The following is a 25142-nucleotide window of genomic DNA, read 5'->3' on the forward strand; positions in this document are numbered from 1 at the left end:
GTCCCACCCGATCCCATCCCGAACTCGGAAGTGAAACGCAGCCGCGCCGATGGTAGTGTGGCTTGTCCATGCAAGAGTAGGTCACCGCCAGGGGCTTTATCCTGGAAAACCCTCACCCGAAACGGTGAGGGTTTTTCTTTTGGCGCACGCCGGCACGGCCGTCCCCCGGTCCCACTGCTGCGGGCGCGAGCGCGCAGGCGATCGAAGTGCTGCCTTGCGGGCGTGTTCCGAGAGAAACGCCGCACGCATGGTTCGAGTTAGGGTCCCGGTCCGAACACCGAGCCTCCGTCCCTCTATGATGCAAGGGACACGACGCCGCGCCGAGGGAGACGCAGCCTTGTTCGTCCATGTGGAAACCCGCCGGCGCTCCACCACGCAGTGGGCGACGCTGCTGCTGGTACTGGTATGCGTGGCCAGCTTCGTGGCCCTGGCCTTGATGCCGCCACCGCAGCGGATCTCTTTCCTGCTCGAGTGGGGCACGATCCCCGCCAATATCTTCGACACCCATGACGCCGTATGGCGCCAGCTGGCGGATCCGGCGTTGCTGCGCCTGTTCACGGCGTTGTTCATCCATGTGGCCTGGATCCACCTGCTCAGCAACCTGTTGTTCCTGGTGATCTTCGGCCTGCCGGCGGAACGTACGCTGGGTTCGGCCCGATTCCTGTCGCTGTTCGTGGCCGGCGGGATCGTCGCCAACCTGGTCGGTGCATTGACGCTGGCCAGCGTGCGCCTGCCGATCATCGGTTGCAGCGGCGCGGTGTCAGCCGTGCTGGGTGCGTATGCGGCGTTGTTCCCGCGGGCGCGACTGGGGCTGGTGCTGCCGTTGGGCCTGTTCCTCGAGTTCGTGCGCGTACCGGCCTACCTGTTGATCGGCATCTGGGTATTGCTGCAGCTGCTCTTCAGCTACGCCGGACCGAGCTATGGTGCCGTGGTGTGGTGGACGCACATTGCCGGCTTCCTGTTCGGCATGACGTTCGCGCTGTTCTCGCGCGAAGCGATCGCGCGCCGCCTGCGCGGTTAGACTCAAGCGCCATGCGTGCCAGAAAACTCTACAAGGTGACCTTTCTCCACCTGGGCAAGTGTTACGAGCTCTACGCAAGGCACGTGGACACGAGCCCGTTGTGGGGGTTTACCGAAGTCGGCGAGCTGGTGTTCGAGCCGGCCGGCTCGGGACTGCTGGTCGATCCCACCGAGGAGCGCCTGCGCGAGGAATTTGCCGATACCCGTGTACTGCATCTCCCGATGCAGTCCATCGTCCGTATCGAGGAGGTCGAGCGCAAAGGTTCGCTGGTCATCCGTGACGCCAACGACGGCCAGAAGGTGACGCCCTTCCCGATGCCGCCGAAACCGCGCTGACGGGTGCGCCGACCGGGCTCAGGCGGCGCTCAGTCCATGGCGCAAACCAAAGGCACGCATGATCCGGCGAGCGATCGGCGTGGCCGCCACTTCGCGATAAACCTGCTGCGGGTCACTGCCCTCGCGTCGCATCGCCTCGCGCTTGCGCTGGATGTATGCGCGCATCACGTCCGCATTGAACTCCGGATGGAACTGCACGCTCAGGGCGTGCGGGCCGTAGCGGAGGAGGTGGTGCGGATCGCGCGCCGAGCGGGCGAGCACCGTCGCGCCGGACGGCGGCTCCAGCACGCTCTGTTCGTGCGTGGTGTGCGCGCGGAAGCGGACGGGCAGCCGGGCGGTGAGCGAATCGCCGGCCGCCGCTGCCGTGAGTTCGATCGGCAAGGTGCCGATCTCGCGGCCGCCGGGCAGGTAGTCGACGCGGCCACCCAGCGCGTGCGCCATCAACTGGTGGCCATAGCAGACACCGAACAGCGGTAGCTGCGCGTCCATCGCATCGCGAATCCATCCGGCGGTGCGTTCGCTCCAGGCGGCACGTTCGGTCACCATCGCGGCCGAACCGGTGATCAGCGCGCCGGCGACCTCTTTCGGTGCAGGCAGGTTTTCGCCCGCGGCCACGTCGACGATCCGTACCCGCACCGGTGACAACGCGGCGGACAAGCGGAACCAGTGAGGGAAGTCGCCGTGGCGCGCACGGATGGGGTCCGGCGCGCGGCCGGTACGGATGATGAGGATGGGCTTCATGCGGACGTCTGGATGGCCAAAGCCTAGGTCTGGCTTGCGTGTTCGATGGGCGGCAATACGGTGAGCACTTCCGGCACCGTGGTCAAGCCCTTGGCCACCTGCGCTGCGGCCGAAATGCGCAATGGCTGCATGCCCTCGGCCAGCGCAGCCTCACCCAGCCTGGCCAGGTCGAGCTGAGCGGAGACCAACCCGCGCAGGCGGGGGCTCAACTTGAGCATCTCGTACACACCGGTACGGCCCATGAAGCCCGTATTGCGGCATTCGAGGCAGCCGACGGGCTCGAACACCTTCTCCGGCACGGGCAGCGACCAGCCGTGGGTGAGCGCGGTCCATGTGTGCGGGTCCTGCTGTGCCTCGCGCTTGCAGTGGGGGCACAAGGTGCGCACCAGGCGCTGTGCCACTACGCCGGTCAACGTGGACTGGATCAGGTAGTGCGGCACGCCCAGGTCGAGCAGTCGCGTCACCGCGCTGGGCGCGTCGTTGGTGTGCAGGGTGGAGAGCACCAGGTGTCCGGTCAGGGAGGCCTGCACCGCCATCTGTGCGGTTTCCAGGTCGCGGATCTCGCCGATCATGATGATGTCCGGGTCCTGGCGCAGCAGCGTGCGTACGCCGGCGGCGAAGTCCAGGTCGATCGAAGCCTGCACCTGCATCTGGTTGAGCTCGGGGCTGACCATTTCGATCGGGTCTTCCACCGTGCAGACGTTGAGCTCCGGCCGCGCCAGGTGCTTGAGCGTGGAGTACAGCGTGGTGGTCTTGCCCGAGCCGGTCGGGCCGGTCACCAGCACGATGCCGTGCGGGCGCTCCACCAGCGAACGCCAGATGGCGCCTTCCTCCGGGGAGAAGCCCAGCTGCGAGAAGTCCTTGGCCACGATGTCGGGATCGAAGATGCGCATCACCACCTTCTCGCCGAAGGCCGTGGGCATCGTCGAGATGCGCAGTTCGACCTCGCGGCCGGCGGCGGAGCGGGTCTTGATGCGGCCGTCCTGCGGACGGCGCTTTTCCGCCACGTCCATGCGCGCGAGGATCTTGATGCGCGCCGTGACCGCGGTCATCACCGGCGGCGGCAACTCGAACACCTTGTGCATCACGCCGTCGATGCGGAAGCGCATCTGGCCGGCGTCGCGGCGCGGTTCGAGATGAATGTCCGAGGCGCGCTGCTCGAAGGCGTACTGCAGCAACCAGTCGACGATGTGCACGACGTGGCGGTCGTCCGCACCGACCTCGCCGGTCTTGCCCAGCTCCACCAGTTGCTCGAAGTTGAGGATGGCGGCCGACGTGTCGTAACCGGCGCCCTTGGCATCCTGCGCGAGCTGGATCGAGCGCTGCACGCCATAGAACTCGGCCAGGTAGCGGTTGATGTCCAGCGGACTGGCGACCACGCGTCGCACGTCCCGGCGCAGCATCTGCGCCAGGTCGCCTGCCCAGGCCGCGTCGAACGGCTCGCAGGTGGCGAAGGTCACCTCGCCCGGCGTGGCGGCCACCGGCAGGATGCGGTGGCGCGTGGCATAGGCATGGCTGACCACCTGGGTCACCGCCGCCACGTTGATCTTCATCGGGTCGATCTTGAGGTAGGGCAGCGCCGCCTGGCCGGCGAGCCACTCGGTCAGGCCCTCCAGGCTCAGCGGGCGCCCCGGCTCACGCTGGTTCGGCAGCTTGGCGTTGGCGATCAGCACCAGCGGGTGCAGTTCGACGGTGGCGCGGCCGGCACGGGAGCCCATGCGCACGTTCTTGGCGTCCTCGGCGGCGACGTAGCCGTCGACCACCAGCGCGGCCAGCACGTCGTCCAGCCCCAGTCGGCCGCGGCGGCCCAGCAGGGATGCGATTTGCGGTGATGCGGCCATCGAAGACGGGCCTCCCCCGTGATGCGTTCGAGCGGCGCCGGGCCAGTGCGGGCGCGGGCTTTGGCTATACTAACGCGCTTTGTTGTTGGGCCAATCGCCATGCCAGCGCGCACTTTCCAGGACGTGATCCAGACCCTCAACCGCTACTGGGGCGCGCAGGGCTGCGTGCTGCTGCAGCCGCTGGACACCGAGGTCGGCGCGGGCACCTTCCACCCCGCGACCTTCCTGCGCGCGCTGGGGCCTGAGCCCTGGGCGGCGGCCTACGTGCAGCCCTCGCGCCGCCCCACCGACGGCCGCTACGGCGAGAATCCGAACCGCCTGCAGCACTACTACCAGTACCAGGTAGTGATGAAGCCCAATCCGGACAACATCCTCGAGCTCTACATCGGCTCGTTGAAGGAGCTGGGGCTTGACCCGCTGGTGCACGACCTCCGCTTCGTCGAGGACAACTGGGAATCGCCCACGCTCGGCGCCTGGGGCCTGGGCTGGGAGGTGTGGCTCAACGGCATGGAGGTGACCCAGTTCACCTACTTCCAGCAGGCCGGCGGCCTGGAGTGCCGCCCGGTGACCGGCGAGATCACCTACGGCCTCGAGCGCCTGGCGATGTATCTGCAAAATGTAGATAACGTCTATGACTTGATCTGGACCGACGGTCCACGTGGAGTCGTCACCTACGGCGACGTGTTCCACCAGAACGAGGTCGAGCAGAGCACCTACAACTTCGAGCACGCCAACGTGGCCGAACTGCTGCGCTGGTTCGACGTGTGCGAAGCCACCGCCAACCAGCTGGTCGCCGCTGGCCTGCCGTTGCCGGCCTACGAGCAGGTGATGAAGGCCAGCCACACGTTCAACCTGCTCGATGCGCGCCGTGCGATCAGCGTGACCGAGCGCCAGCGCTACATCCTGCGCGTGCGCACGCTCTCGCGCAGCGTGGCCGAGGCCTACGTGGCGCAGCGCGAGAAGCTCGGTTTCCCGGGCCTGAGGAACGTTTCGAAGGAGCAGGCCGCATGAGCGCCGCCAAGTCGTTGCTGATCGAACTGGGTACCGAGGAACTGCCGCCCAAGGCGCTCGACGAACTGTCGCAGGCGTTCCTGGACGGCATCGTCCAGGGGCTGGGCAAGCGTGGCGTCGAGGGCGCGCTGGACGAGGCGCGCGCGTACTGCACGCCGCGCCGGCTGGCCGTGCACGTGCCGGCGGTGGCGGCCACGCAGCCGGAGCAGCACGTGGAGCGGCGCGGCCCGGCGGTGAATGCGGCGATCGACGCGCAGGGGCAGCCGTCCAAGGCCCTGCTCGGCTTTGCGCAGTCCTGCGGCGTGGACGTCGCGCAACTGGAAAAGCTCGAGACGGACAAGGGCGCCTGGTTCGTGTTCCGCGCGGTCAAGCCTGGCCAGCCGCTGGCCGCGCTGCTGCCGGAGATCGTCGAGGAAGCGCTCAAGAGCCTGCCCATCCCGCGCCCGATGCACTGGTCCGACCACGACTACACCTTCGTGCGCCCGGTGCACTGGCTGGTCATGCTGCACGGCGCGGACATCATCGATGGCGAGCTCCTCGGCCTGAAGAGCGGCCGCAAGTCGCGCGGCCACCGCTTCATGCACCCCAACCCGGTGCATGTGACCGACGCCGACGGCTGGCTCGACGCGTTGCGCGCCGCCAGGGTGCTCGCCGATCCGCTCGAGCGGCGCGAGCGCATTCATGCCGAGGTCCAGCGCGCCGCCCAGCAGACCGGTGGCGTGCCGCGCCTGGACAGCGCCCTGCTAGACGAGATCGCCAACCTCACCGAGTGGCCGGCCGCCATCGCCTGCACCTTCGAGCGCGAGTTCCTGGCCGTGCCGCCGGAAGCGCTGGTCACCACCATGGAGACCAACCAGAAGTTCGTGCCGGTGTTCGATGCCGCAGGCGTGCTTACCGAGCATTTCATCGGTGTGGCGAATATCGAATCGAAGGATCCGTCCGAGATCCGCAAGGGCTACGAGCGGGTGATCCGCCCGCGCTTCGCGGATGCCAAGTTCTTCTGGGATGAGGATCTCAAGGCGCCGCTGGTCGACTACCAGGAGCCGCTGAAGAACGTCACCTACCAGCAGGCGCTGGGTAGCCTGTGGGACAAGAGCGTGCGCGTGGCCGAACTGGCGCGCGTGATGGCCGCACGCGTCGGTGTCGACGCCGGTGCCGCCACCCGTGCGGCCTCCCTGAGCAAATGCGATCTGCTCACCCGCATGGTCGGCGAGTTTCCCGAACTGCAAGGCGTCATGGGCCGCTACTACGCGCAGCGCCAGGATGAAGGCGAGGCCGTGGCGCAAGCGCTGGACAGCTACTACCAGCCGCGCTTCGCCGGCGATGCCATCGCCGCAGATCCGGTCGGCCGGGTACTGGCGGTGGCCGAACGGCTGGATACGCTGGCCGGCATCTTCGCCGTCGGCATGAAGCCCAGCGGCAACAAGGATCCGTTCGCGCTGCGCCGCGCCGCGCTGGGCCTGGCCCGCACGCTGGTCGAAGCCGGCCTGGAACTGGATCTGCGCGCCAGCTTTGCCGAAGCGCTGGAACTGCTGCCGGAAGCCGCGCTGGCCGCCGGACTGAAGCCGGGCAAGGACGGCAAGCCGCCCGTGTTCGACGCAGGTGCGCGCCGTGCGGCGCTGCTCGGCGAACTGGTCGATTTCGTATTCGACCGCCTGCGCGGCTACTACGCCGAATTGGGCTTCACGGCCGAACAGTTCGAAGCGGTGCAGACGGTGGCGCCGGCCACGCTGCCCGACTTCGACCGTCGCCTGCGTGCCGTGGCCGAATTCGGGCGCCGGCCGGAGGCGACCAGCCTGGCGGCGGCCAACAAGCGGGTGGCCAACATCCTGCGCAAGGCCGAAGAAGAAACCGGTGCGGCGCCGGGTGGTGCGGTCGACCCGGCCTGTTTCGAATTGCCGGCCGAGCACGAGCTGGCCACGGCGCTAGACGCCGCGCGTGCCGATACCGCCGCGCCGCGTGCAGCCGGCGACTACACCGCGGTGCTGGCGCGCCTGGCGCAATTGCAGGCGCCGGTGGACGCGTTCTTCGACAGCGTGCTGGTCAATGCCGAAGATGCGCGGGTGCGTGCCAACCGGCTGGCGCTGCTGGCGAGCCTCAAGGCGCAGTTCGCCGCGGTGGCCGATATCGCGCGTCTGTAGGCCTGGCTAGGCGCTCGCGCGGCGGATCCGTTCGGACAGCTGCCGGTTGAACACCAGCATCGCATCGGTATCCACGCGCGTGCCGCCCGGCCCCAGCGCTTCGTAAAGGCTGGCCAACAGGTCGGTGTTGTCGGCCAGCGCAAGCGGCTGGCCGGCCAGGTCCAATTCCGATTGCAGGATGCGCATCGCGGCGTTCAGCCGCTGCGTGTCGACCCCGACGCTATGGACCTCCAGCATCTGCGCGGCCATGCCGTTGTGCCGCGGCCGCGGCCGATGGGTGGTGTCGGCGGTGAAGGGCTCGTCGAACCCGCCCTGGTCCATCTCCGGCATGATCGCCCCCTCGCCCGCAACCAGCCATACCAGCGAGATGCCGAGGGTGCGGGCCAGCGTCACGCAGCGCGCGCGGGATGGGTCGGTATTGCCATCGCGCCAGCTGCGCACCACGCCCTCCGAGAAGCCGCACATGCGGGCGATCTCGGTCGCGCTGCCTACGCGCTGGATCAGCAGCTTGATGCGCTCGGCAAACGTGCTGCCGGTTTCGGGAACGGGAGAGAGCGGGGCGAGGTTCATGGGCCTGTCCATACAGCAGGAAACGACGCTGGCGGCCGCCGACCGGTGGTCCGCCGGTTGCCATCCTAGCGCGCCGCGGCTTACCGCTGGCTTTGGGCCGCCTAGACGGTTGCCCAAGCGCCACTGTTTACGTGATGTAAATGGACGAGCGCGGCGCCCAGGAACCGCCATCAGTCTGGCTTGACTTTTGCGCGGAAGTCACTTTTTCCGCTATGCTTGAAACTTCCCCCGCGGAAAGCGCGACGTCATCGCCTGCGAATTCCGTGTATTCCCCAAGGCTTCATTCTTCAATATAGAGGTTTCCCCATGCGCAGGATGGTCTGGTCGCTGATGTCGGTAGCTGCGCTGGCGCTGGCCGGTTGCAACAGCTCCAACGCGCCCGAGCAGGGCAACGGCGACAACGCCCCCGCGGCGGCCGTGAAGGCGAATACGGTGACGGGCACGGTGGCCTTGCGCGGCGACACCGCGGTGTCGCCCGACGCCAAGCTGGTGGTCAACCTGGTCGACGTTTCCTCGACCGACCAGGCCGGTGCCACGCCGCTGGCCAGCAAGACCATCGCGCCGGTGCAGTTTCCGCAGTCGTTCGAGCTCACCTTCAATCCGGCCGACGTGAATCCGGCCGACCTGTACGTCGTCAAGGCCGAACTCAGCGACGGCGAACGCCACTACAAGATGGCGCTGCAGGCGCCGGTGCTGACCAAGGGCGCGCCCAACCAGGTGTCGATCGAGCTGATCGCCGAACAGACCCCGGGCGAAAAGGAACTCGCCGACTTCCAGGCGGTGCAGAAGCAGATCGGCGGCATGAAGATCAGCAACGGCACCAAGCTGGAGAAGGACGTCTCGCGCGCCTGGCAGGTGTTCCGCCAGAACGGCCAGGTGCAATTCATCCGTGGCCGCGCCGACTACGGCGACAAGGGCTTCACCAGCACCGACTACGCCTACAGGGACGGCAAGCCGTGGGTCGTGGTGCAGCAGAAGAAGGCCAGCCAGGACGCCAAGCCCAGCTCGACCGAGCGCGCCGGCTGGGACAAGGATGGCAACCTCGTGCTCAAGCAGGTGGTTTCCGGCAACAAGACCGATACGCTGGGCGACGACGAGGCCGCCAGCCTGCAGAAGCAGGCCGAAGACATCCTGAAGCTGGCCACCGGCGGCAAGGGCAAGTAAGCCCGCCACCGACGTCCGGCCATCCGGACGTCAAAAAAAGCCGCCCGAGGGCGGCTTTTTTCATGGGCTGGAGATCGGTCTCAGAAGCCGACCTTGATGCCCAGGTTCACCGCGTCGTCGCGCTGGTTGTCGTCGCTGAAGCGGCCGTGGTAGCCGAACCATCCGGTCACGTTCGGGCTGAACTGCGCGGACAGGCCCACGTCGGCGCTGGCCCAGGTCTTGTCGGGCACGTAGCCGGTCAGCGCGAAGGTGCCGGGCATGCCGACCAGGCCGGCCTGGACCTCGCGCGGATCGGCCTTGTCGTCATGGTTCCAGGCCACTTCCACGAACGGGGTCAGCATGGCGCCGCCGGCCTGCCACTGGCCCTGCAGGCGCCAGCCGAGCGATTCGACCAGCGCATCGCGCTGCTGGCGGCCGAACCACATCGCGGTACTGTCGTTGCCGGTTTCGCTGTAGCCGTTGACCTTCGCCGTCTGCCATTCGGCGCGCGCGAACGGGCCGGTCTTCAGGCCGCCGCTGCCGAACCACCAGCCGCCCTCGAGCCCCGCGCCGAGGTGGGTGCCGTCCGCCTTGCCGCTCTCGTTGCGGATCGAGGCACCCAGCTGGATGCGGCGGTTGATGTCCTTGAAGTTGGACTGGCCGAAGCTGGCGAAACCGCCCACGTACCCGCCGCCGTTGTGGTACAGCGCGTAGCCCAGGCCGGAGATGTCCTGCATCTTGTAGCCGCCCGCGCCACCGGCGAAGTCGGCATGGTTCTGGCCCAGCGACAGCGCCAGGCCCACCGAGACGTGCTCGGTGGCCCGTGCGTCCGCGCCCAGCGTCAGGTTGACGTTGTTGCTGCTGGACTTGGGCGAGCCACCCGTCGCATCGAAGCGCTGACGGCCGTAATCAACGCTCGCAAAGAAGCGGGTGTCGCTGCCCTGGCCGTCGGCCAGCAACTGGTTGCGGATGGTGCGGTACTGCGCGGCGGTGGCGGCTAGCGGGGCCTCGCCCAGCAGCGAGACCTGGCCAGGCGCCTGCAGGATCGAAACCACGTACTGGCCCAGCACGGCGTGCGCCGCGGTAGTCGGGTGGACGCCGTCGGCGAACACGTAGCTCTGATCCGCGCCGGCGGGATAGGTGTAGGGCAGGCCCGAGCCGGCCGGTCCGCACTGCACCGAGGAAGCGCCCGCGCCGCAGGCGGGCGCGGTGACGTTGCTGAAGCCGTAGGCCTGCGGATCGGCGATGATCTCGTTGAACAGGCTGTAGACGTTGACCGGGACGATGCCCACGCCCATCTGCGCCAGGCCGGCGTTGAGCTGGCCGTTGAAGACCAGACCGAGCCCCGCCAGCGAGGCCGCCGCGTCCGGGCCCTGCGCCAGCGCCGAAGGCGTCAGGCCGATGTTGGGCAGGTTGAACACCAGGATGTTCTTCACGCCCGCGGCCTGCAGCTGGCCGATCAACTTGACCTCCTGCTGGGCCGCGGCGGCGACGTTCGCCTGCGCCTGTTCGGCGGTCTCGAAGCTGCTGACGCCGGCGCCAGCCAGCACGGCCGCGCTGACCTGCGCGGTCACCGTCGGCGTGATCTGCGCCGTGAACGCGGCGATCGCGGCCGGGTCGTTGGGAATGACGTTGTTGGCGATCGCCAGCGAAACCTGCTGCGAGATCGTCTGCGCGATCAGCTGCTGCGCAGTGGCGCCCGCGCCGGCGGCGGTGGCGTGATAGAAGATGTCGTTGGCGCCGCCCCAGATCGAATAAAGGGCATTCGAATCCACCGTGCCGGCAGCCAGGTAGCCGTCGACCTGCGCGGTCAGCGTCGGCACCGCGCCGGGCGTGCCGGGCGAGTTGGTCAGCACGCCGGCGCCGCCCCAGGCGTAGTCGGTGCCGCCGAGCAGCGACGGCGTGATCGGCTGGCCCAGCGCATTGGCCACGTTCTCGATGGCGACCGTGCCGGGATTGGTGGTGAAACGCAGCGGCGGCTGCACGCCGGGCGCGGTGGCCAGCGAGATGTTGCCGTCGTCGCTAAGGCTGTCGCCGAAGACGACGACCTGGCTGAAATCAGTGGCTACGGCGGCCGTGCTGAACAGCAGACCGGCGAGGATGGCGCCGGCAAGACGGGTACGGGGCATGACGGTGACGCTCCTTGAGGGGCCGGGATGGCCTTCGTTATTTGCGGGTTACGGTAATGCACTCCATACGGAAGCGCATGCTGCGCCGCATCGCGGTCCTCCGACCACCCCGGCCGGCCTCGCAGGCGCGCCCGGGACAGGGCGCGCCCGCGTCCCCTGCAATAGCTAGCGCTTGCCTTCGCGCGCCCGCAGCAGCGCATCGGCGAAGGCGTTGTTGGCGGGCGGGGCTGCCGGTTTCGGGGCGGGCGCACCGCGCTGCGGGCGCGCATTGCGGCCGTCGTCGCCGGCCGGCCGCGCACCGCGGGCCTGGCCCGGCTCGTCGTCGAGGCGCATCGACAGGCCGATGCGCTGGCGCGGGATGTCCACTTCCATCACCTTGACCTTGACGATGTCGCCGGCCTTGACCGCGTCACGCGGATCCTTGACGAAGCTGTGCGACAGCGCCGAGACGTGCACGAGGCCATCCTGGTGCACGCCGATGTCGACGAACGCGCCGAACGCGGCGACGTTGGTGACGCGGCCTTCCAGGATCATGCCCGGCCTCAAGTCCTTCAGATCCTCCACACCCTCGGCGAAGCTCGGCGCGACGAACTCCGGGCGCGGGTCGCGGCCGGGCTTCTCCAGTTCCTTCAGGATGTCGCGCACGGTCGGCACGCCGAACTTCCCGTCGGTGTACTGCTCGGGCTTGAGGCCGCGCAGGAAGGTCGCGTCGCCGATGATGTTGCGCACCTCGCGGCCGCACTGGGCGATGATCCGCTCGACCACCGGATAGGCTTCCGGGTGCACCGCGCTGGCGTCCAGCGGGTTGTCGCCGTTGGGCACGCGCAGGAAGCCGGCGCACTGCTCGAATGCCTTGTCGCCCAGCCGCGGCACCTTCAGGAGCGCCTTGCGGTTGGCGAACGGGCCGTTGGCGTCGCGGTGCTTGACCACGTTCTCCGCCACGGAAGGCGAGAGGCCGGCCACGCGCGAGAGCAGCGCCGCCGAGGCCGTGTTGACGTCCACGCCGACGGCGTTGACGCAGTCCTCGACCTTGGCATCCAGCGCACGCGCCAGCTTCACCTGGTTGACGTCGTGCTGGTACTGGCCCACGCCGATCGCCTTGGGCTCGATCTTCACCAGCTCGGCGAGCGGATCCTGCAGGCGGCGGGCGATCGACACCGCGCCGCGCAGGCTGACGTCCAGGTTCGGGAATTCCTTCGCCGCCGTTTCGGAGGCCGAGTAGACCGACGCCCCCGCTTCGCTCACCACGATCTTGGACAGCTTCGCTTCCGGCAGCTTCTTGATCAGCTCGCCGGCCAGCTTGTCGGTCTCGCGCGAGGCGGTGCCGTTGCCGATAGCGATCAGGTCCACGCCGTGCTGCCTGCACAGCTTCGCCAGCGCGACCAGTGATTCGTTCCACTGGCGTCTCGGCTCATGCGGATAGATCGTGTCGGTGGCCAGCAGTTTGCCAGTGGCGTCAACCACGGCGACCTTGACGCCGGTGCGGATGCCCGGGTCCAGGCCCATCACGGTCTTGGCGCCGGCGGGCGCGGCCAGCATCAGGTCCTTGAGGTTCTCGCCGAACACGCGGATCGCCTCGTCTTCGGCGCCTTCGCGCACGCGGCCGAACAGGTCGAGCGCCAGGTGCAGGTGCAGCTTCACGCGCCAGGTCAGGCGCACCGTCTCGCGCAGCCAGGCGTCGGCCGCACGGCCGCGGTCGTGGATGCCGGCGTGCGCGGCGACGCGGCCTTCGCCCTCGAGGTGGCCCTGCTCGGCGTCGAGCGCCGGCTGCAGTTCCAGTTCGATCACGCCCTCGTTGCGCGCGCGCATCAGCGCCAGCAGGCGGTGCGACGGAATCTTGCCGATCGGCTCGACGTGGTCGAAGTAGTCGCGGAACTTGGCGCCGTCGTTTTCCTTGCCCTCGACGACCTTGGCGCGGATCTGCCCCTTGTCCCACAGCCAGTCGCGCAGCTCGCCGACCAGGTGGGCGTCCTCGGCGATGGTTTCCATCAGGATCGCGCGCGCACCGTCGAGCGCGGCGCGCACGTCGGGGACGCCCCTGTCGGCATCGACGAACGATTCGGCGAAGGCCTCCGGCGTGAGCGTCGGATCCTCGCGCAGGCCGATGGCCAGCGGCTCCAGGCCCGCCTCGCGCGCGATCTGCGCCTTGGTGCGGCGCTTGGGCTTGTAGGGCAGGTAGAGGTCTTCCAGCCGTGCCTTGGTGTCGGCGGCAAGGATGTCGTTCTTCAGCGCATCGCTGAGCTTGCCCTGTTCCTCGACGCTGGCCAGGATCGCGCTGCGGCGTTCCTCCAGTTCGCGCAGGTAGCGCAGGCGCTCTTCCAGCAGGCGCAGCTGGGTGTCGTCCAGGCCGCCGGTGGCTTCCTTGCGGTAGCGGGCGATGAAGGGCACGGTGGCGCCTTCGTCGAGCAGGGCCACCGCCGCGCGCACCTGGTCGGGTTTGGCGGCGATGTCCTGGGCAATGCGGTGTTCGATGCTGAGCATGTGATCAACGGCTTCGAGTGGTGCAGGAAGCCGCCGATCATAGCAACCGCGGCACTGCCTTTAGGCGTGGAAGGAGCGGTCGTCGCGCGGCGTGGCGTTGCGGAACGCGCCGGCGCGGCCGTTGAGCACCAGGGTGTTGGCCAGCATGTCGTGCAGGCCCTGCTTGCGGCGCGTCCAGCCGATCATCAGGAAGCCGATCGCCAGGATGAACCAGCTCAGCACCTTCGCCGCATAGCGGCCGAGCGCGCGCCAGAAGCTGATGCGCCGGCCCTCCAGGTCGGTCACGCGGATGCCGATCGCCAGCTTGCCCACCGAGGCCTGCCAGGCGGAGCTTTCGCAGATAGCGAAGTACAGCCAGACCAGCAACGCGGTCAGCGCGACGCCGCCGCGCATGGTCTCGTAATACTGGCCATAGGCGGCCATCGCCACGCTCAGATCGGTGCCGGCCGCCAGCGTCGCCTGCTGCAGCTTCGCCTGCGCCGCCTCGTTGCCGAAGGCGTTCATGATCAGCATCTGCGGGATGTACAGCACGATGGCGTCGATGATGTACGCGACCAGGCGCTTCCAGAAGCCGGCATAGTCCTCCAGCGCCGCGGTGGTGGTCGGCGGCGGCACGGCGGGAGCCGTGGGCGAGATCGGTGGCGGTGTCGCGGCCAGCGCGTCGGGGAACAGCACCGACAGCGGCTGCCAGTCGGCCAGGCCCTCGTACCAGCCCAGGTCCTCGGCGGCGAGCTGGCCGCTGCGCAACCACTGGCGCACGTCCTCTTCCTTGTACGGGCCATGGCGCTGGCCGTCGCGGCCGATCCAGATTTCCATCCGCAAACTCCGAGGGCATCGATGCAAGGGATGATGCCATGGGCCACCGTGCGTTGCTCCCTCCACCTCCAGGGCGCGGGCTGAGTGAGCGCTCGTTCTTGCAGGGAGCCGACGCTCCCGCGAGTCCCGGCCGCTCAACTTCCGTCCTCTCCTTGGGGCGGAAAGGAAGCGAGGCGTCAGGCGCTGCGGCGCTTCAGATGCACCAGCAGGAGCGAGATCGCCGCGGGCGTGACGCCGCTGATCCGCGCGGCCTGGCCGACCGTGGCCGGCTGCGTGCGCTTGAGCTTGAGCAGCACTTCGGAGGAGAGACCGCGCACCTTGTCGTAGTCGAAACCCGCCGGGATGCCGGTGTGTTCGTGGCGGCGCTGGCGTTCGATCTCCTCGCGCTGGCGTTCCAGGTAGCCGGCGTACTTGGCTTGCACCTCGACCTGCGCGGCGACGTCCTCGCGTTCCACAGCGGGCCCCAGTTCGGCGACGGCAGTGAGCCTGGCGTAGTCGAGCTCGGGGCGGCGCAACAGGTCCAACGCGCTGGTTTCCCGGCTGACGGCGATGCCGAGCCGGCGCTCGATCGCCGCGCCCAGCGCGTTGGTCGGCGCGGCCCACAGCGCAGCCAGCCGTTGCGTCTCGCGCTCGACCGCCTCGCGCTTGGCACGCAATGCGTCGAAACGCGCCTGCGTCACCACGCCGAGCGCAAAGCCCTGCTCGGTCAGACGCAGGTCGGCGTTGTCTTCGCGCAGGTGCAGGCGGTATTCGGCGCGAGAGGTGAACATGCGATAGGGCTCGAGCGTGCCGTTGCTGGTCAGGTCGTCGATCAGCACGCCGACGTAGGCCTCGTCGCGGCGCGGGTACCACGGCTCCTCGCCGCGGGCCATGCGTGCGGCGTTGAGGCCGGCGACGAGCCCCTGTGCGGCGGCTTCCTCGTAGCCCGTGGTGCCGTTGACCTGGCCGGCGAAGTACAGGCCGCCGATCGCCTTGGTCTCCAGCCACGGCTGCAGGCCGCGCGGGTCGAAGTAGTCGTACTCGATCGCGTAGCCGGGGCGCGTGATGTGCGCGCGTTCGAAACCGGGGATCGAATGCACCAGCTCGAGCTGTACGTCGAACGGCAGTGAGGTGGAGATGCCGTTGGGGTAGATCTCGACGCTGTCCAGTCCTTCGGGCTCGATGAAGATCTGGTGCGAGCCCTTGTCGGCGAAGCGCACCACCTTGTCCTCGATCGACGGGCAGTAGCGCGGGCCGATGCCCTCGATCTGTCCGCTGTAGAGCGGCGAGCGGTCCAGCGCGCCGCGGATGATCTCGTGCGTGCGCTCGGAGGTGTGGGTGATCCAGCAACTGACCTGGCGCGGGTGTTCGTCGCGCGAACCCAGGTAGGAGAACACCGGTGCGGGATCGTCGCCGGGCTGCTCGTCGAGCCCGCCGAAATCGATGCTGCGTGCGTCGATGCGCGGCGGCGTGCCGGTCTTCAGGCGGTCGGCCGCGACCGGCAGTTCGCGCAGGCGCCGCGCCAGCGTGCTGGCGGGTGGATCGCCGGCGCGGCCGCCGGCGTACTGCGCCGGGCCGATATGGATCTTGCCGGCGAGGAAGGTGCCGGCGGTGAGCACCACTGCGGCGGCGCGGAAGCTCACGCCCATCTGCGTGACCACGCCGCTGACGCGGCCGCCCTCGATGACGAGGTCGTCGACCGCCTGCTGGAACAACTCCAGGTTCGACTGCGACTCGACCATCTGCCGGATCGCGGCCCGGTACAGCGCACGGTCGGCCTGGCAGCGCGTGGCGCGCACGGCCGGGCCCTTGGAGGCGTTGAGCGTGCGCCACTGGATGCCGGCACGGTCGGCCGCGTGCGCCATGGCGCCGCCCAGTGCGTCGATCTCCTTGACCAGGTGGCCCTTGCCGATGCCGCCGATGGCCGGGTTGCAGCTCATCGCGCCCACGGTTTCCAGGTTGTGGGTCAGCAGCAAGGTGCGCGCGCCGCAGCGGGCCGCGGCCAGCGCCGCCTCGGTGCCGGCATGGCCGCCGCCGACCACGATCACGTCGTAGCGGGTGGGATGGATCATCGGAAGGAACGCTCGGCGCGGATAGGTGCGGAACGGCGCGTATGGTAGCGCCTCGGCCCTTCGGTCTGTGGAAAAACAAGAGCTTGGCACGAATGCTGCTTCACTTTCCGTGCACTTTCCATGGGCAGACGCTGCGCAACCGCGCGCCGAGGCCGGGCAGACAGGGGCCCGACCGCGTACCAGGGAGAGGAAGCATGACGGCGCCGCTGGGGATTCCCACGGCGCCGTCGCCTTTTCCGGCCCCGGAAAAACCAAGCCCCGCCATTGGCGGGGCTTGGCCTTGCTTAGATCTGGCGCCCGGCGGTCTCAGGAACAGGGGGAATCCAGGATGACCGTGTTGCCGGGCGCCAGAAACCGGAAAGTTGCAGGCGCGGCCGCGATTCCCCGCGGCCGTGGGAAGCGATATTCCCAGTACGGCCGTGAATAAAAAGTGACTAGTTGCGGCTTTTTTTTGTAGGCCAGCTGACGCTCTGCGTCAGCCCGCGGAGCCCGCCCAGGCCCGATTGTGATGGCGATCACGCTCTGGCACGCGCGTTGCAGAGCCCGCTTGTCCAACCCATCAAGCCGTTCGCCATGAACAACGTCATCGACTTCCAGCCTGTCTATCCCCGGCACGATCTGATGATCGAGATCGGCAAGGTGCAGATGGCCATCGAACACCTGGCCGCGCGCACCGAGCAGGAACGCCAGCAGCTCGCTCCGCGCCTGGAATCGCACATGCACCGCCTGCGCAACGCGCTGAGCCAGCTCGCCGCTTGACCGCCCCGTCGCCGGACGGAGCCGCCCTGGGGCGCTCCACCGGCGGCGTCTTCACGATCGATCGGGCTGCGCTAGCCCTTGAGCATGTTGCCGACGATCTCGGCCAGGTTGCGCGAGAGGCGCTGCCCCGCGAGCCCCGCCACCGCTGCGCGTGCCTGTTCGCGCCGCGACGGTTCCAGCCGCTGCCAGCCGTTGAAGGCGGTCGCCAGACGTGCCGCCACCTGCGGGTTGAGCGCGTCCAGCTCGGCCAGCCGCGCCGCCAGGAAGCGGTAGCCCTCGCCGTCGAGGCGGTGGAAGCCGCTCGGGTTGCCGCGCGCCCAGGTGCCCAGCAGCGCCTGCACGCGATTGGGATTCTTCAGCGTGAAGGTCGGGTCGTCCTGCAGCGTGCACACGCGCGCCAGCGCGCCTTCGCCCGGAATCTGCGCCTGTACCGCGAACCACTTGTCCAGCGCCAGCGCGTTGCCGGCGTGGCGTGCGCGGTAGCGGGCGAGCGCCTCGCTGGCTTGCGGCGCCTCGCTGCGCGCCAGCACGGCCAGGCCGGCCAGGCGATCGGTCATGGTCGTGGCGCGGTCGAACTGCGTGGCGGCGAAGGCCTGTGCCGCCGGCGCATCCAGCAGCACCAGCAGTTCCAGCACGCGGCGCTTGAGCCGGCGCCGCGCCTGGTTGGCGGCATCCAGCGCATCGCTGGCTTGTGCGGCCAGCGTGCGGTAGCGCTCGGCCAGCACGTGCGCGCCGATGCGCGCGGCGAGTTCGCGCTGCAGCGTCTGGCGCAGCGCATGGATGCGCGCCGGATCGACGTCGGTCTCGCGCTCGGCCAGTTCCACTTCGCCCGGCGGCGTGAGCAGGTCTGCCAGCAGCGCGGGATCGAGCGCGGCCTGGTCGAACAGGCTGGCGAGCGTGTCGCCCCACACCGAAAGCGCATCCAGACCGCCGCCGTCGCGCAATTCCGCATAGGCGCGCCAAGCCAGTTGCTGGGCGGCTTCCCAGCGGTTGAAGCCGTCCGTGTCGTGGGTCAGCAGCAGGGCCAGTTCGGCTGGCGCATAGGCGTAGTCGAGGATCACCGGCGCGGAGAAGCCGCGCAGCAGCGAGGGCACCGGCGCGCGCTCGACGCCGGGGAAGACGAAGTCCTGTTCCGCATCGTGCAGCACCACCACCTGTTCGGTGGCGCCCTCGTGCAACGGCAGCATGCGTCCGTCCGGATCGAACAACGCGAGCTTGACCGGGATCGGCAGCGGCCGCTTGTCCGGCTGGCCGGGCGTCGGCGGCGTGTGCTGGCGCAGGGTCAAGGTGTAGGTGCGCGTGGCCGCATCGTGGTGGCCTTCGCCGGACAGTTGCGGCGTGCCGGCCTGGCCATACCAGGCGAGGTAGGGCGAGAGGTCGATGCCGTTGGCCGCCCCCAGCGCTGCGAGGAAATCCTCCAGCGTCGCGGCGCGGCCGTCATTGCGCCGGAAGTACAGGTCCATGCCGCGGCGGAAACCGGCCGGGCCCAGTCGCCCGGCCAGCATGCGCACCAGCTCCGAGCCCTTCTCGTAGACCGTGGCGGTGTAGAAGTTGTTGATCTCGCTGTACTGCGAGGGGCGCACCGGATGCGCCAGCGGGCCGGCGTCCTCGGGGAACTGGGCGCGGCGCAGCAGGGCGACGTCGTCGATGCGCTTGAGCGATGCCGAATACATGTCCGCCGAGAACTGCTGCTCGCGGAACACGGTCAGCCCTTCCTTCAGCGAGAGCTGGAACCAGTCGCGGCAGGTCACGCGGTTTCCGCTCCAGTTGTGGAAGTACTCGTGGCCGATCACCGCCTCGACCGCGCGGTATTCGTCGTCCGTCGTAGTGTCCGGATCGGCGAGCAGGTACTTGGCGTTGAAGATGTTGAGGCCCTTGTTCTCCATCGCGCCCATGTTGAAGTCGTGGGTGGCGACGACGTGGAACACCGATAGATCGAAGTTGCGCCCGTAGGCCTGCTCGTCCCAGCGCATGGCGCGCTCCAGCGCGTCCATCGCGTAATGGCAGCAGCCGATCACGTCCGCCTCGGCCCAGATCACCAGCTTCACGTCGCGGCCGTCGGCGGTGCGGTAGTCGCGCTCGATCTTCTCCAGCCGTCCGGCGACCAGCGCGAACAGGTAGCAAGGCTTGGGATACGGATCGACGAAGCGCGCCCAGTGGCGACCGTCCGGCAGCTCGCCGCTGCCGTCCGGATTGCCGCCGGCCAGCAGCACGGGAAAGCGTTCGCGGTCGGCACGCAATGTCACGGTGTAGCGCGCCAGCACGTCCGGCCGGTCGGGAAAGAACGTGATGTGGCGGAAGCCCTCGGCCTCGCACTGGGTCAGCAGGAAGCCGCTCTCGCGCGTGCCGGACAGGTACAGCCCTTCCAGCGCGGTATTGGCCGCCGGATGCACGCGCACGCGAGTCTCCAGCACGCTGTCGTCGCCGGCGCCGTCGACCTCCAGAACGCTGTCGCGGTAGCGGTAGGCCTGCTCGTCCAGCGGCTGGCCGTCCAGCATGATGGCCAGCAGCTCCAGGCCTTCGCCATCCAGCCGCAGCGGTGCGCCCGAGGCGCCGTTGCGGCGCAGGTGTAGCCGCGAGCGCACGTCGGTGCCGTCGATGCCGAGGTCGAACTCGAGCTCGATCCGGCTGACCGTCCAGGCAGGCGGACGGTAGTCGGCAAGGCGGATGGGCGAAGGGGTTTGTTCGTCGCGCACGATCATGGGAACAGCCGCTGGGGGAAAGCTCAGGCTAACATGCGACGTTTTCGCGGCCGGGCAAGGGCATGGGTGCGTTCGACGTCGCCATCGAGTGGCTGGACAGCCAGCCGATCGTCGTATTGAACGACAGTGCGCGTGGTCGCCGCGTGCGCATCGCAAGGCACGGCGCCTGCGTGCTGGCCTTCGAAGCGCGCTTCGGCGACCGGCTGGTGCAACTGGCCGACGGCCACCGCGATGCTGCCGAACTGGCGGCCCGCCCGGGTTCGCGCTTCGCCCTGCTGGCGCCCTTCGCCAACCGCATCGCCGACGCACGCTACCTGTTCGACGGCGTCGAACACGACCTGATGCCGGGTGCCTCCGGCGCGGCGCGGGCGAGCCGCCACGGCTTCGTGCGCGATGCCGACTTCGCGATCGCTGCGTTGCGCGCGGACGCACATGCCGCGAGCGTGCTGTTCGCCACCACCGTTGCGCCGCAGGCGGGCTATCCGTTCACGCTCGACCTGGCGGTGCGCTATTCGCTGGCCGCTGACGGGCTGACGCTGGAAACGACCCTTCGCAACGTCGGAACCCGCGCGGCGCCGGCGTTCGCCGGCTGGCATCCGTATTTCCGCGTCGGCAGCACGCCGCTGGCCTCGTGGGAACTGGCGATTCCCGCCGCCTGCGTGATCCGCACCGACACCGACTTCATCCCGCTGCCCGGTCAGGACGCCTACGCGCCGCTGGCGCAGGCGCCCGAACTGGACTTCCGCCAGCCGCGCGCGATCGGCGCGCTCGAACTCAACCACACCTACACCGGCCTGCAGGCCGACCACGACGGCCGCGCCCGCACGCGGTTGCGCGATCCGGCCAGTGGCGTCGGCATCGCCGTATGGCAGGAACACGGCGTGCTGCTGGCCTTCACCGGCGACACGCTGGAACGCGACGCACGCCGTTCGCTTGCGCTCGAACCGATGGAAAGCCTGCCCGACGCCTTCAACCGGCCCGACTGCGCCGAGGCCATCCGACTTGAACCTGGCGCCGCACGGACGTTCCGCTGCGGCGTGGAGATCGTCACGCCATGACCGCACTGCCCACCTTTACCCAGATCCAGGACGCCGCCGCACGCATCGCACCGCATGCACGCGTCACGCCCGTCATGCGCAGCGACGCGCTCGATGCGCTGGCCGGCGCGCAACTGCACTTCAAGTGCGAGAACCTGCAGCGCGGCGGCGCCTTCAAGTTCCGCGGCGCCTGCAACGCGGTGTGGGCGCTCGACGAGGCGGCCGCCGCGCGCGGCGTGGTCACGCATTCCTCCGGCAACCACGGCAACGCGCTGGCGCTGGCGGCGGCCACCCGCGGCATCCGCGCGCACGTGGTGGTGCCCGAGGGGGCGGTGCGTGCCAAGCTCGCGGCGATCGAACGCGCTGGCGCGGTGTTGCATCGCTGCGCACCGACCCAGGCCGCGCGCGAGGCGACCACTGCGCAGCTGGTGCAGGAGACCGGCGCGGTGTTGGTGCACCCCTATGCCGACACCCAGGTCATGGCGGGACAGGGCACGATCGCGCTGGAACTGCTGGCGCAGGCGCCGGAACTCGAAGCGCTCGTCACGCCGGTCGGTGGTGGCGGACTGGCCTCCGGCGTGGCGACCGCCGCGCATGCGCTGCGCCCGGAGCTTCGCCTGCACGCAGCCGAACCGGCTGGTGCGGATGACGCCGCGCGTTCGCTCGCGCGTGGCGAGCGGGTCACCGACGTGGTGCCGGACACGCTGTGCGACGGCCTGCGCGCGCTGGTCGGCGAAGCCAACCTCGAGGCCTTGCGCGCCCATCGCGTCGACATCATCACGGTCGCCGACGAGGAAACCATCGCCGCGATGCGGCTGTTGTGGCAGGAGCTCAAGCTGGTGGTGGAGGTGTCCAGCGCCACCGCCTTCGCGGCGATCCTGAAGGCTCGCGAGCGCTTCGCCGGCCGCCGTGTCGGCGTGGTCCTCACCGGCGGCAACGTCGATCTCGACGCGCTGCCCTGGTAGCAAGATGCACGCAGGGTGGTCTTCAGCCCACCGCAACCTCGCGGTGAGTGGTGAAGCCCACCCTACGCGTTGCGCCCCGCGCGGCGGCGGCCGATGCCGACCACCGCCATCAACCCCGCCAGCACCAGCACGATGCCCAGCCACTCCATCGCATCGGGCCGCTCGTCCAGGATCAGCCAGGCCAGCAATACGCTGACCACCGGCACGCCCAGGCTGGACAGGCTCGCGAGCGTGGTCGGCAGGCGCTTGAGCACCACCAGCCACAGGCCCCAGGCGACGCTGGAGGCCATCACCGCGCTGTAGACCAGCGCGCCCGCGAAGGCCCAGTTCCAGGCGATCGGCCGCGAAGGCACCAGCAGCGCCACCAGGCCCAGCGCCAGCGCGCCGATCAGCATCTGCCAACCGGTCAGCGCCAGCGCCGAAACCGCGTGGCGCTGGAACAGCCGCTTGCTGAGCACCGTGCCGGCCGCCCATGCGGCGCCGCCGGCCAGTGCCAGCAGCGTGCTCACCGGACTGCCCAGGCCGTGCCAGGGTTCGAGGATGCACAGCAATCCGGCCGCCGCGAGCGCCAGGCCCAGCCAGTGCCGCGCCGAGGGCGTCTCGCCCAGCAGCGGCCAGGCCAGCAGCACGGCCCAGAACGGCATGCTGTAGGCCAAGAGCGCCACGTGTCCGGCGCCGCCGCCGACCAGTGCCCACTGCTCCAGCCCCTGGAACGCGGCGGTCTGGCACAGGCCGATCAGCACCGTGTCCACCAGCGGTGGCGGCCGCAGCGACTGGCGGCTGGCCAGCAACGCCGCAAACAGCACCGCCGCGCCGAACAGGTAGCGCAGCGCGGCGAAGTCGAACGGACCGGCCCAGGTCAGCGCCTGCTTCATCACCACCCAGCTGTAGGCCCAGATCAGGATGGTGCCGGCCAGCGCGGCCAGCGCGCCGCGTTGCGGGAAGGCGTTCGACATGGGGAAGCGATGCGGGAAGGGTGCGCCAGTGTACGCGTTGGACGCTGCGCTACAGTGGCGCCCCTGCCGCCATCGGGAATCCGCATGCAACGCTGCACCTGGGCCACCGACGACCTGCTTTGCGCCTACCACGACACCGAGTGGGGCGCGCCGCTGCACGACGACCGCCTGCTGTTCGAGTTCCTCTGCCTGGAAGGCGCGCAGGCCGGCCTGTCCTGGCGCACGGTGCTGGCCAAGCGCGAGCGCTACCGCGAGGTCTTCCACGGCTTCGAGATCGCGCGCGTGGCGCGGATGAGCGAGCGCGAACTGGAAAAGGCGCTCGCCGATCCGGGCATCATCCGCAACCGCCTGAAGGTGACCGCCGCGCGCGACAACGCCCGCGCCGCGCTGGAAGCGATCGATGCGCACGGTAGCCTGGATGCCTATCTGTGGTCGTTCGTCGACGGCAAGCCGGTGCGCAACCGCTGGAAGACCAGCGCCGAGGTGCCCGCGACCACCGCGCTCTCCGACCGCATGAGCAAGACGCTGAAGAAGGACGGCTTCCGCTTCGTCGGCAGCACCATCTGCTACGCGCTGATGCAGGCGACCGGCATGGTCAACGACCACCTGGTCGGCTGCTTCCGCCACCGCCAGGTGTGACCGCCTGCGCAGCGTGACTGCGATGCCGGTCACGCGCCGGAAGGAGCCGGTGAAACACCGCTGAATGCCCCACGTCGGCAGCGCTTGCGCGTACACCACGCGAGGGCGAAGCATGCACGCCGGATCGCGGCCGCCGGCTGCGAAGCGACGATTCGATCTCCGGAGAGTGCCATGAACATGCGTATGTCCGTCCTTGCCGCCGCGTTGCTGGCGGCGCTCGCCCTGACGCCGGCCTTCGCGCAGGACGCGCCGACGGACGGCGCTCCGTCCACCAGCGACAACCACGCCGCGCAGCAGTTGGCCGGCCAGTTCGAGAGCTTCGCCGGCTCCGACGCCAACGCGCAGGCGCTGGTCGACGGGCTGCGCGACGGCAGCGAGGTCACGCTGGAGGAAACCACCACCCAGGCCGACGGCAGCACCACCACGACCCAGACCACCTTCCAGCCGGCTACCGGTGCGCTCGGCTACGGCAACGTGAAGATCGCCCTGTCGCTGGCCGAAGCCAGCCTGGCTGGCGCGGGCATCACCGAGCCGACGGCCGACGAGATCGCCGCCGCGCTCAATGGCGGCACGCTCACCCTGGAGGACGGCAGCACGGTCGATCTCGGTGGCGTGCTGACCGAGCGCGCGGCCGGCGAAGGCTGGGGTGCGATCGCCCAGGCGATGGGTTTCAAGCTCGGCGAGGTGATGCGCTCGCCCAACGCCGCGGCGCACGCCGCCGACCACGCGGCGGTCAAGGTGGAGAAGGTGGCGTTCGCCGGCGGCCATGCCGCAGACCATCCGGCGGCGCCCGAGCACGTCGCCCGCGTCGATCGTCCGGAGCGCCCCGAACGCCCCGAACGCCCGGCCCGGCCGGAGCGTCCCGAACGCCCCGAGCGCCCGGACCGCGCCGGTCGCCCCGGCGGCTGAGTTCTCCTTCGGCGCCGGCGCCCGCCGGCGCTGCCTTCCCACGACACACAGGAAAGACATTGCATGCGTAGCACCTTCTGCGCGCTGGGCCTGCTGCTGCTCGGCGCCGGCGCGGCCCATGCCGACGACGGCCAGTTCAGCGTCGGCGCGGGCGCCAACTACAGCACCGGCAAGTACGGCACGGACACGACCACCGACATCTGGTCGGTGCCGGTCACGGCCGGCTGGCAGGACGACCGCTGGACGCTCAAGCTGACCGTGCCCTACATCGGCATCAGCGGTTCGAACGACGTCATTCCCGGCACCGGCGGTGTCGACAACGGCAATCCGCGCGGCCGTGGCCACGGCCGCGGCACCGCTGGCGGCGGCGCTACCCCGGCCACCGGCTCGGCCTCCGGCCTGGGCGATGTCGTGGCCTCGGCCGGCTACCACCTGTTCACCAGCGCCGACTACAGCGCTGGCCTGGACCTCACCGGCAAGGTCAAGTTCGGCACCGCCGACGCGGACAAGGGCCTGGGCACCGGCAAGAACGACTACGGCCTGTCGCTGGATGCCTACAAGGCCTACGGCGAGTGGACCGTGTTCGGTGGCGTGGGCTGGATGAAGTACGGCAGCTCCGATTACATCCGCCTGCAAAACGGCTTCAACGCCAACCTGGGCGCGGGCTTCAAGGTCAGCCAGAGCGACGACGTCGGCGCCTATTACTACTACCGCGAGAAGATCGCCGAGGGCGGCGCCGCGCAAAGCGAACTGACCGCCTACTGGAACCACAAGATCGGCGCCGACTGGCGGCTGCAGAGCTACGTGATGGGCGGCCTGGCCGACGGCAGCCCGGACTGGGGCGTGGGCGCCACCGCCAAGTACCTGTTCTGAACGCGCGCTTCCCCTGCGCGGT

Annotated in this window: 20 protein-coding genes and 1 rRNA gene; 12 read left to right on the forward strand and 9 right to left on the reverse strand. The window is 69.3% G+C overall.

Annotated features, from left to right (window positions below):
- The 3 genes from rrf to AAIL17_RS16540 all read left to right on the forward strand — a co-directional run.
- Positions 1-93, forward strand: a 5S ribosomal RNA gene (gene rrf / locus AAIL17_RS16530); the annotation flags it as partial.
- A 244-nt stretch (positions 94-337) separates the two neighbouring features.
- Positions 338-1021 carry a rhomboid family intramembrane serine protease gene (locus AAIL17_RS16535; protein ID WP_424683950.1) on the forward strand — a complete coding sequence of 228 codons (684 nt, stop codon included), beginning with the start codon at positions 338-340 and terminating at the stop codon, positions 1019-1021.
- A gap of 11 nt (positions 1022-1032) precedes the next feature.
- Positions 1033-1356: a DUF1820 family protein gene (locus tag AAIL17_RS16540; RefSeq protein ID WP_424683951.1), complete on the forward strand. Its 324-nt coding sequence runs from the start codon at positions 1033-1035 to the stop codon at positions 1354-1356.
- A gap of 18 nt (positions 1357-1374) precedes the next feature.
- Here the strand turns inward: AAIL17_RS16540 and AAIL17_RS16545 are convergent, their stop codons facing one another.
- Both AAIL17_RS16545 and AAIL17_RS16550 read right to left on the reverse strand, forming a co-directional pair.
- Positions 1375-2097 carry a glutamine amidotransferase gene (locus tag AAIL17_RS16545; RefSeq protein ID WP_424683952.1) on the reverse strand — a complete coding sequence of 241 codons (723 nt, stop codon included), beginning with the start codon at positions 2095-2097 and terminating at the stop codon, positions 1375-1377.
- 23 nt (positions 2098-2120) lie between these two features.
- Positions 2121-3938, reverse strand: coding sequence for a GspE/PulE family protein (locus AAIL17_RS16550; protein WP_424683953.1), 1818 nt, complete (start codon positions 3936-3938; stop codon positions 2121-2123).
- A 99-nt stretch (positions 3939-4037) separates the two neighbouring features.
- Here AAIL17_RS16550 and glyQ point away from each other — a divergent pair, with 99 nt between their 5' ends.
- Together glyQ and glyS are read left to right on the forward strand one after the other, a co-directional pair.
- Positions 4038-4949, forward strand: a complete 912-nt coding sequence (gene glyQ / locus AAIL17_RS16555) for a glycine--tRNA ligase subunit alpha (protein ID WP_424683954.1) — start codon at positions 4038-4040, stop codon at positions 4947-4949.
- Complete coding sequence (gene glyS, locus AAIL17_RS16560) at positions 4946-7090, forward strand: glycine--tRNA ligase subunit beta (protein ID WP_424683955.1); 2145 nt, start codon at positions 4946-4948, stop codon at positions 7088-7090. Before glyQ ends, glyS begins: the two co-directional genes overlap by 4 nt.
- A 6-nt stretch (positions 7091-7096) precedes the next feature.
- Here glyS and AAIL17_RS16565 read toward each other — a convergent pair whose 3' ends face one another.
- The gene (locus AAIL17_RS16565; protein WP_424683956.1) at positions 7097-7660 is read right to left on the reverse strand and encodes a helix-turn-helix domain-containing protein; all 564 of its coding nucleotides are present in this window, start codon (positions 7658-7660) and stop codon (positions 7097-7099) included.
- 306 nt (positions 7661-7966) lie between these two features.
- Between AAIL17_RS16565 and AAIL17_RS16570 the strand changes: the two genes are divergently transcribed.
- Positions 7967-8824: a DUF1481 domain-containing protein gene (locus AAIL17_RS16570; protein ID WP_424683957.1), complete on the forward strand. Its 858-nt coding sequence runs from the start codon at positions 7967-7969 to the stop codon at positions 8822-8824.
- Between the two features lie 80 nt (positions 8825-8904).
- On the opposite strand, the gene AAIL17_RS16575 is transcribed toward AAIL17_RS16570, so the two are convergent.
- The 4 genes from AAIL17_RS16575 to mnmG form a co-directional block, all read right to left on the reverse strand.
- The gene (locus AAIL17_RS16575) at positions 8905-10932 is read right to left on the reverse strand and encodes an autotransporter outer membrane beta-barrel domain-containing protein (protein WP_424683958.1); all 2028 of its coding nucleotides are present in this window, start codon (positions 10930-10932) and stop codon (positions 8905-8907) included.
- A gap of 165 nt (positions 10933-11097) precedes the next feature.
- Entirely contained in the window at positions 11098-13413 is a 2316-nt protein-coding gene (locus tag AAIL17_RS16580) for a Tex family protein (RefSeq protein WP_424683959.1), read from the reverse strand.
- A gap of 60 nt (positions 13414-13473) precedes the next feature.
- Positions 13474-14229 carry an RDD family protein gene (locus tag AAIL17_RS16585; protein ID WP_424683960.1) on the reverse strand — a complete coding sequence of 252 codons (756 nt, stop codon included), beginning with the start codon at positions 14227-14229 and terminating at the stop codon, positions 13474-13476.
- A 176-nt stretch (positions 14230-14405) separates the two neighbouring features.
- A complete protein-coding gene (gene mnmG, locus AAIL17_RS16590) occupies positions 14406-16280 on the reverse strand; it encodes a tRNA uridine-5-carboxymethylaminomethyl(34) synthesis enzyme MnmG (RefSeq protein WP_424683961.1) in 1875 nt (624 codons plus the stop codon).
- A 573-nt stretch (positions 16281-16853) separates the two neighbouring features.
- Between mnmG and AAIL17_RS16595 the strand changes: the two genes are divergently transcribed.
- A complete protein-coding gene (locus tag AAIL17_RS16595; protein WP_424683962.1) occupies positions 16854-17039 on the forward strand; it encodes a hypothetical protein in 186 nt (61 codons plus the stop codon).
- Positions 17040-17110: 71 nt separating this feature from the next.
- On the opposite strand, the gene pepN is transcribed toward AAIL17_RS16595, so the two are convergent.
- Positions 17111-19741, reverse strand: a complete 2631-nt coding sequence (pepN, locus tag AAIL17_RS16600) for an aminopeptidase N (protein WP_424683963.1) — start codon at positions 19739-19741, stop codon at positions 17111-17113.
- 62 nt (positions 19742-19803) lie between these two features.
- Here pepN and AAIL17_RS16605 point away from each other — a divergent pair, with 62 nt between their 5' ends.
- Entirely contained in the window at positions 19804-20799 is a 996-nt protein-coding gene (locus AAIL17_RS16605) for an aldose 1-epimerase (RefSeq protein WP_424683964.1), read from the forward strand.
- Positions 20796-21743 carry a pyridoxal-phosphate dependent enzyme gene (locus tag AAIL17_RS16610; protein ID WP_424683965.1) on the forward strand — a complete coding sequence of 316 codons (948 nt, stop codon included), beginning with the start codon at positions 20796-20798 and terminating at the stop codon, positions 21741-21743. Before AAIL17_RS16605 ends, AAIL17_RS16610 begins: the two co-directional genes overlap by 4 nt.
- A 62-nt stretch (positions 21744-21805) precedes the next feature.
- On the opposite strand, the gene AAIL17_RS16615 is transcribed toward AAIL17_RS16610, so the two are convergent.
- Positions 21806-22699: a DMT family transporter gene (locus AAIL17_RS16615; RefSeq protein ID WP_424683966.1), complete on the reverse strand. Its 894-nt coding sequence runs from the start codon at positions 22697-22699 to the stop codon at positions 21806-21808.
- Positions 22700-22783: 84 nt separating this feature from the next.
- On the opposite strand from AAIL17_RS16615, the gene AAIL17_RS16620 reads away from it, so the two are divergent.
- The 3 genes from AAIL17_RS16620 to AAIL17_RS16630 all read left to right on the forward strand — a co-directional run bounded on the left by AAIL17_RS16620 (position 22784) and on the right by AAIL17_RS16630 (position 25120).
- Positions 22784-23338, forward strand: a complete 555-nt coding sequence (locus AAIL17_RS16620) for a DNA-3-methyladenine glycosylase I (protein WP_424683967.1) — start codon at positions 22784-22786, stop codon at positions 23336-23338.
- 171 nt (positions 23339-23509) lie between these two features.
- Positions 23510-24247 (forward strand): hypothetical protein, encoded by a 738-nt coding sequence (locus AAIL17_RS16625; protein ID WP_424683968.1) that lies wholly within the window; start codon positions 23510-23512, stop codon positions 24245-24247.
- Positions 24248-24310: 63 nt separating this feature from the next.
- Positions 24311-25120 (forward strand): transporter, encoded by an 810-nt coding sequence (locus AAIL17_RS16630; RefSeq protein WP_424683969.1) that lies wholly within the window; start codon positions 24311-24313, stop codon positions 25118-25120.
- Positions 25121-25142 lie beyond the last annotated feature (22 nt).

The sequence above is a fragment of the Frateuria sp. YIM B11624 genome (assembly GCF_049727805.1).
Taxonomy (GTDB): Bacteria; Pseudomonadota; Gammaproteobacteria; order Xanthomonadales; family Rhodanobacteraceae; genus Frateuria_A.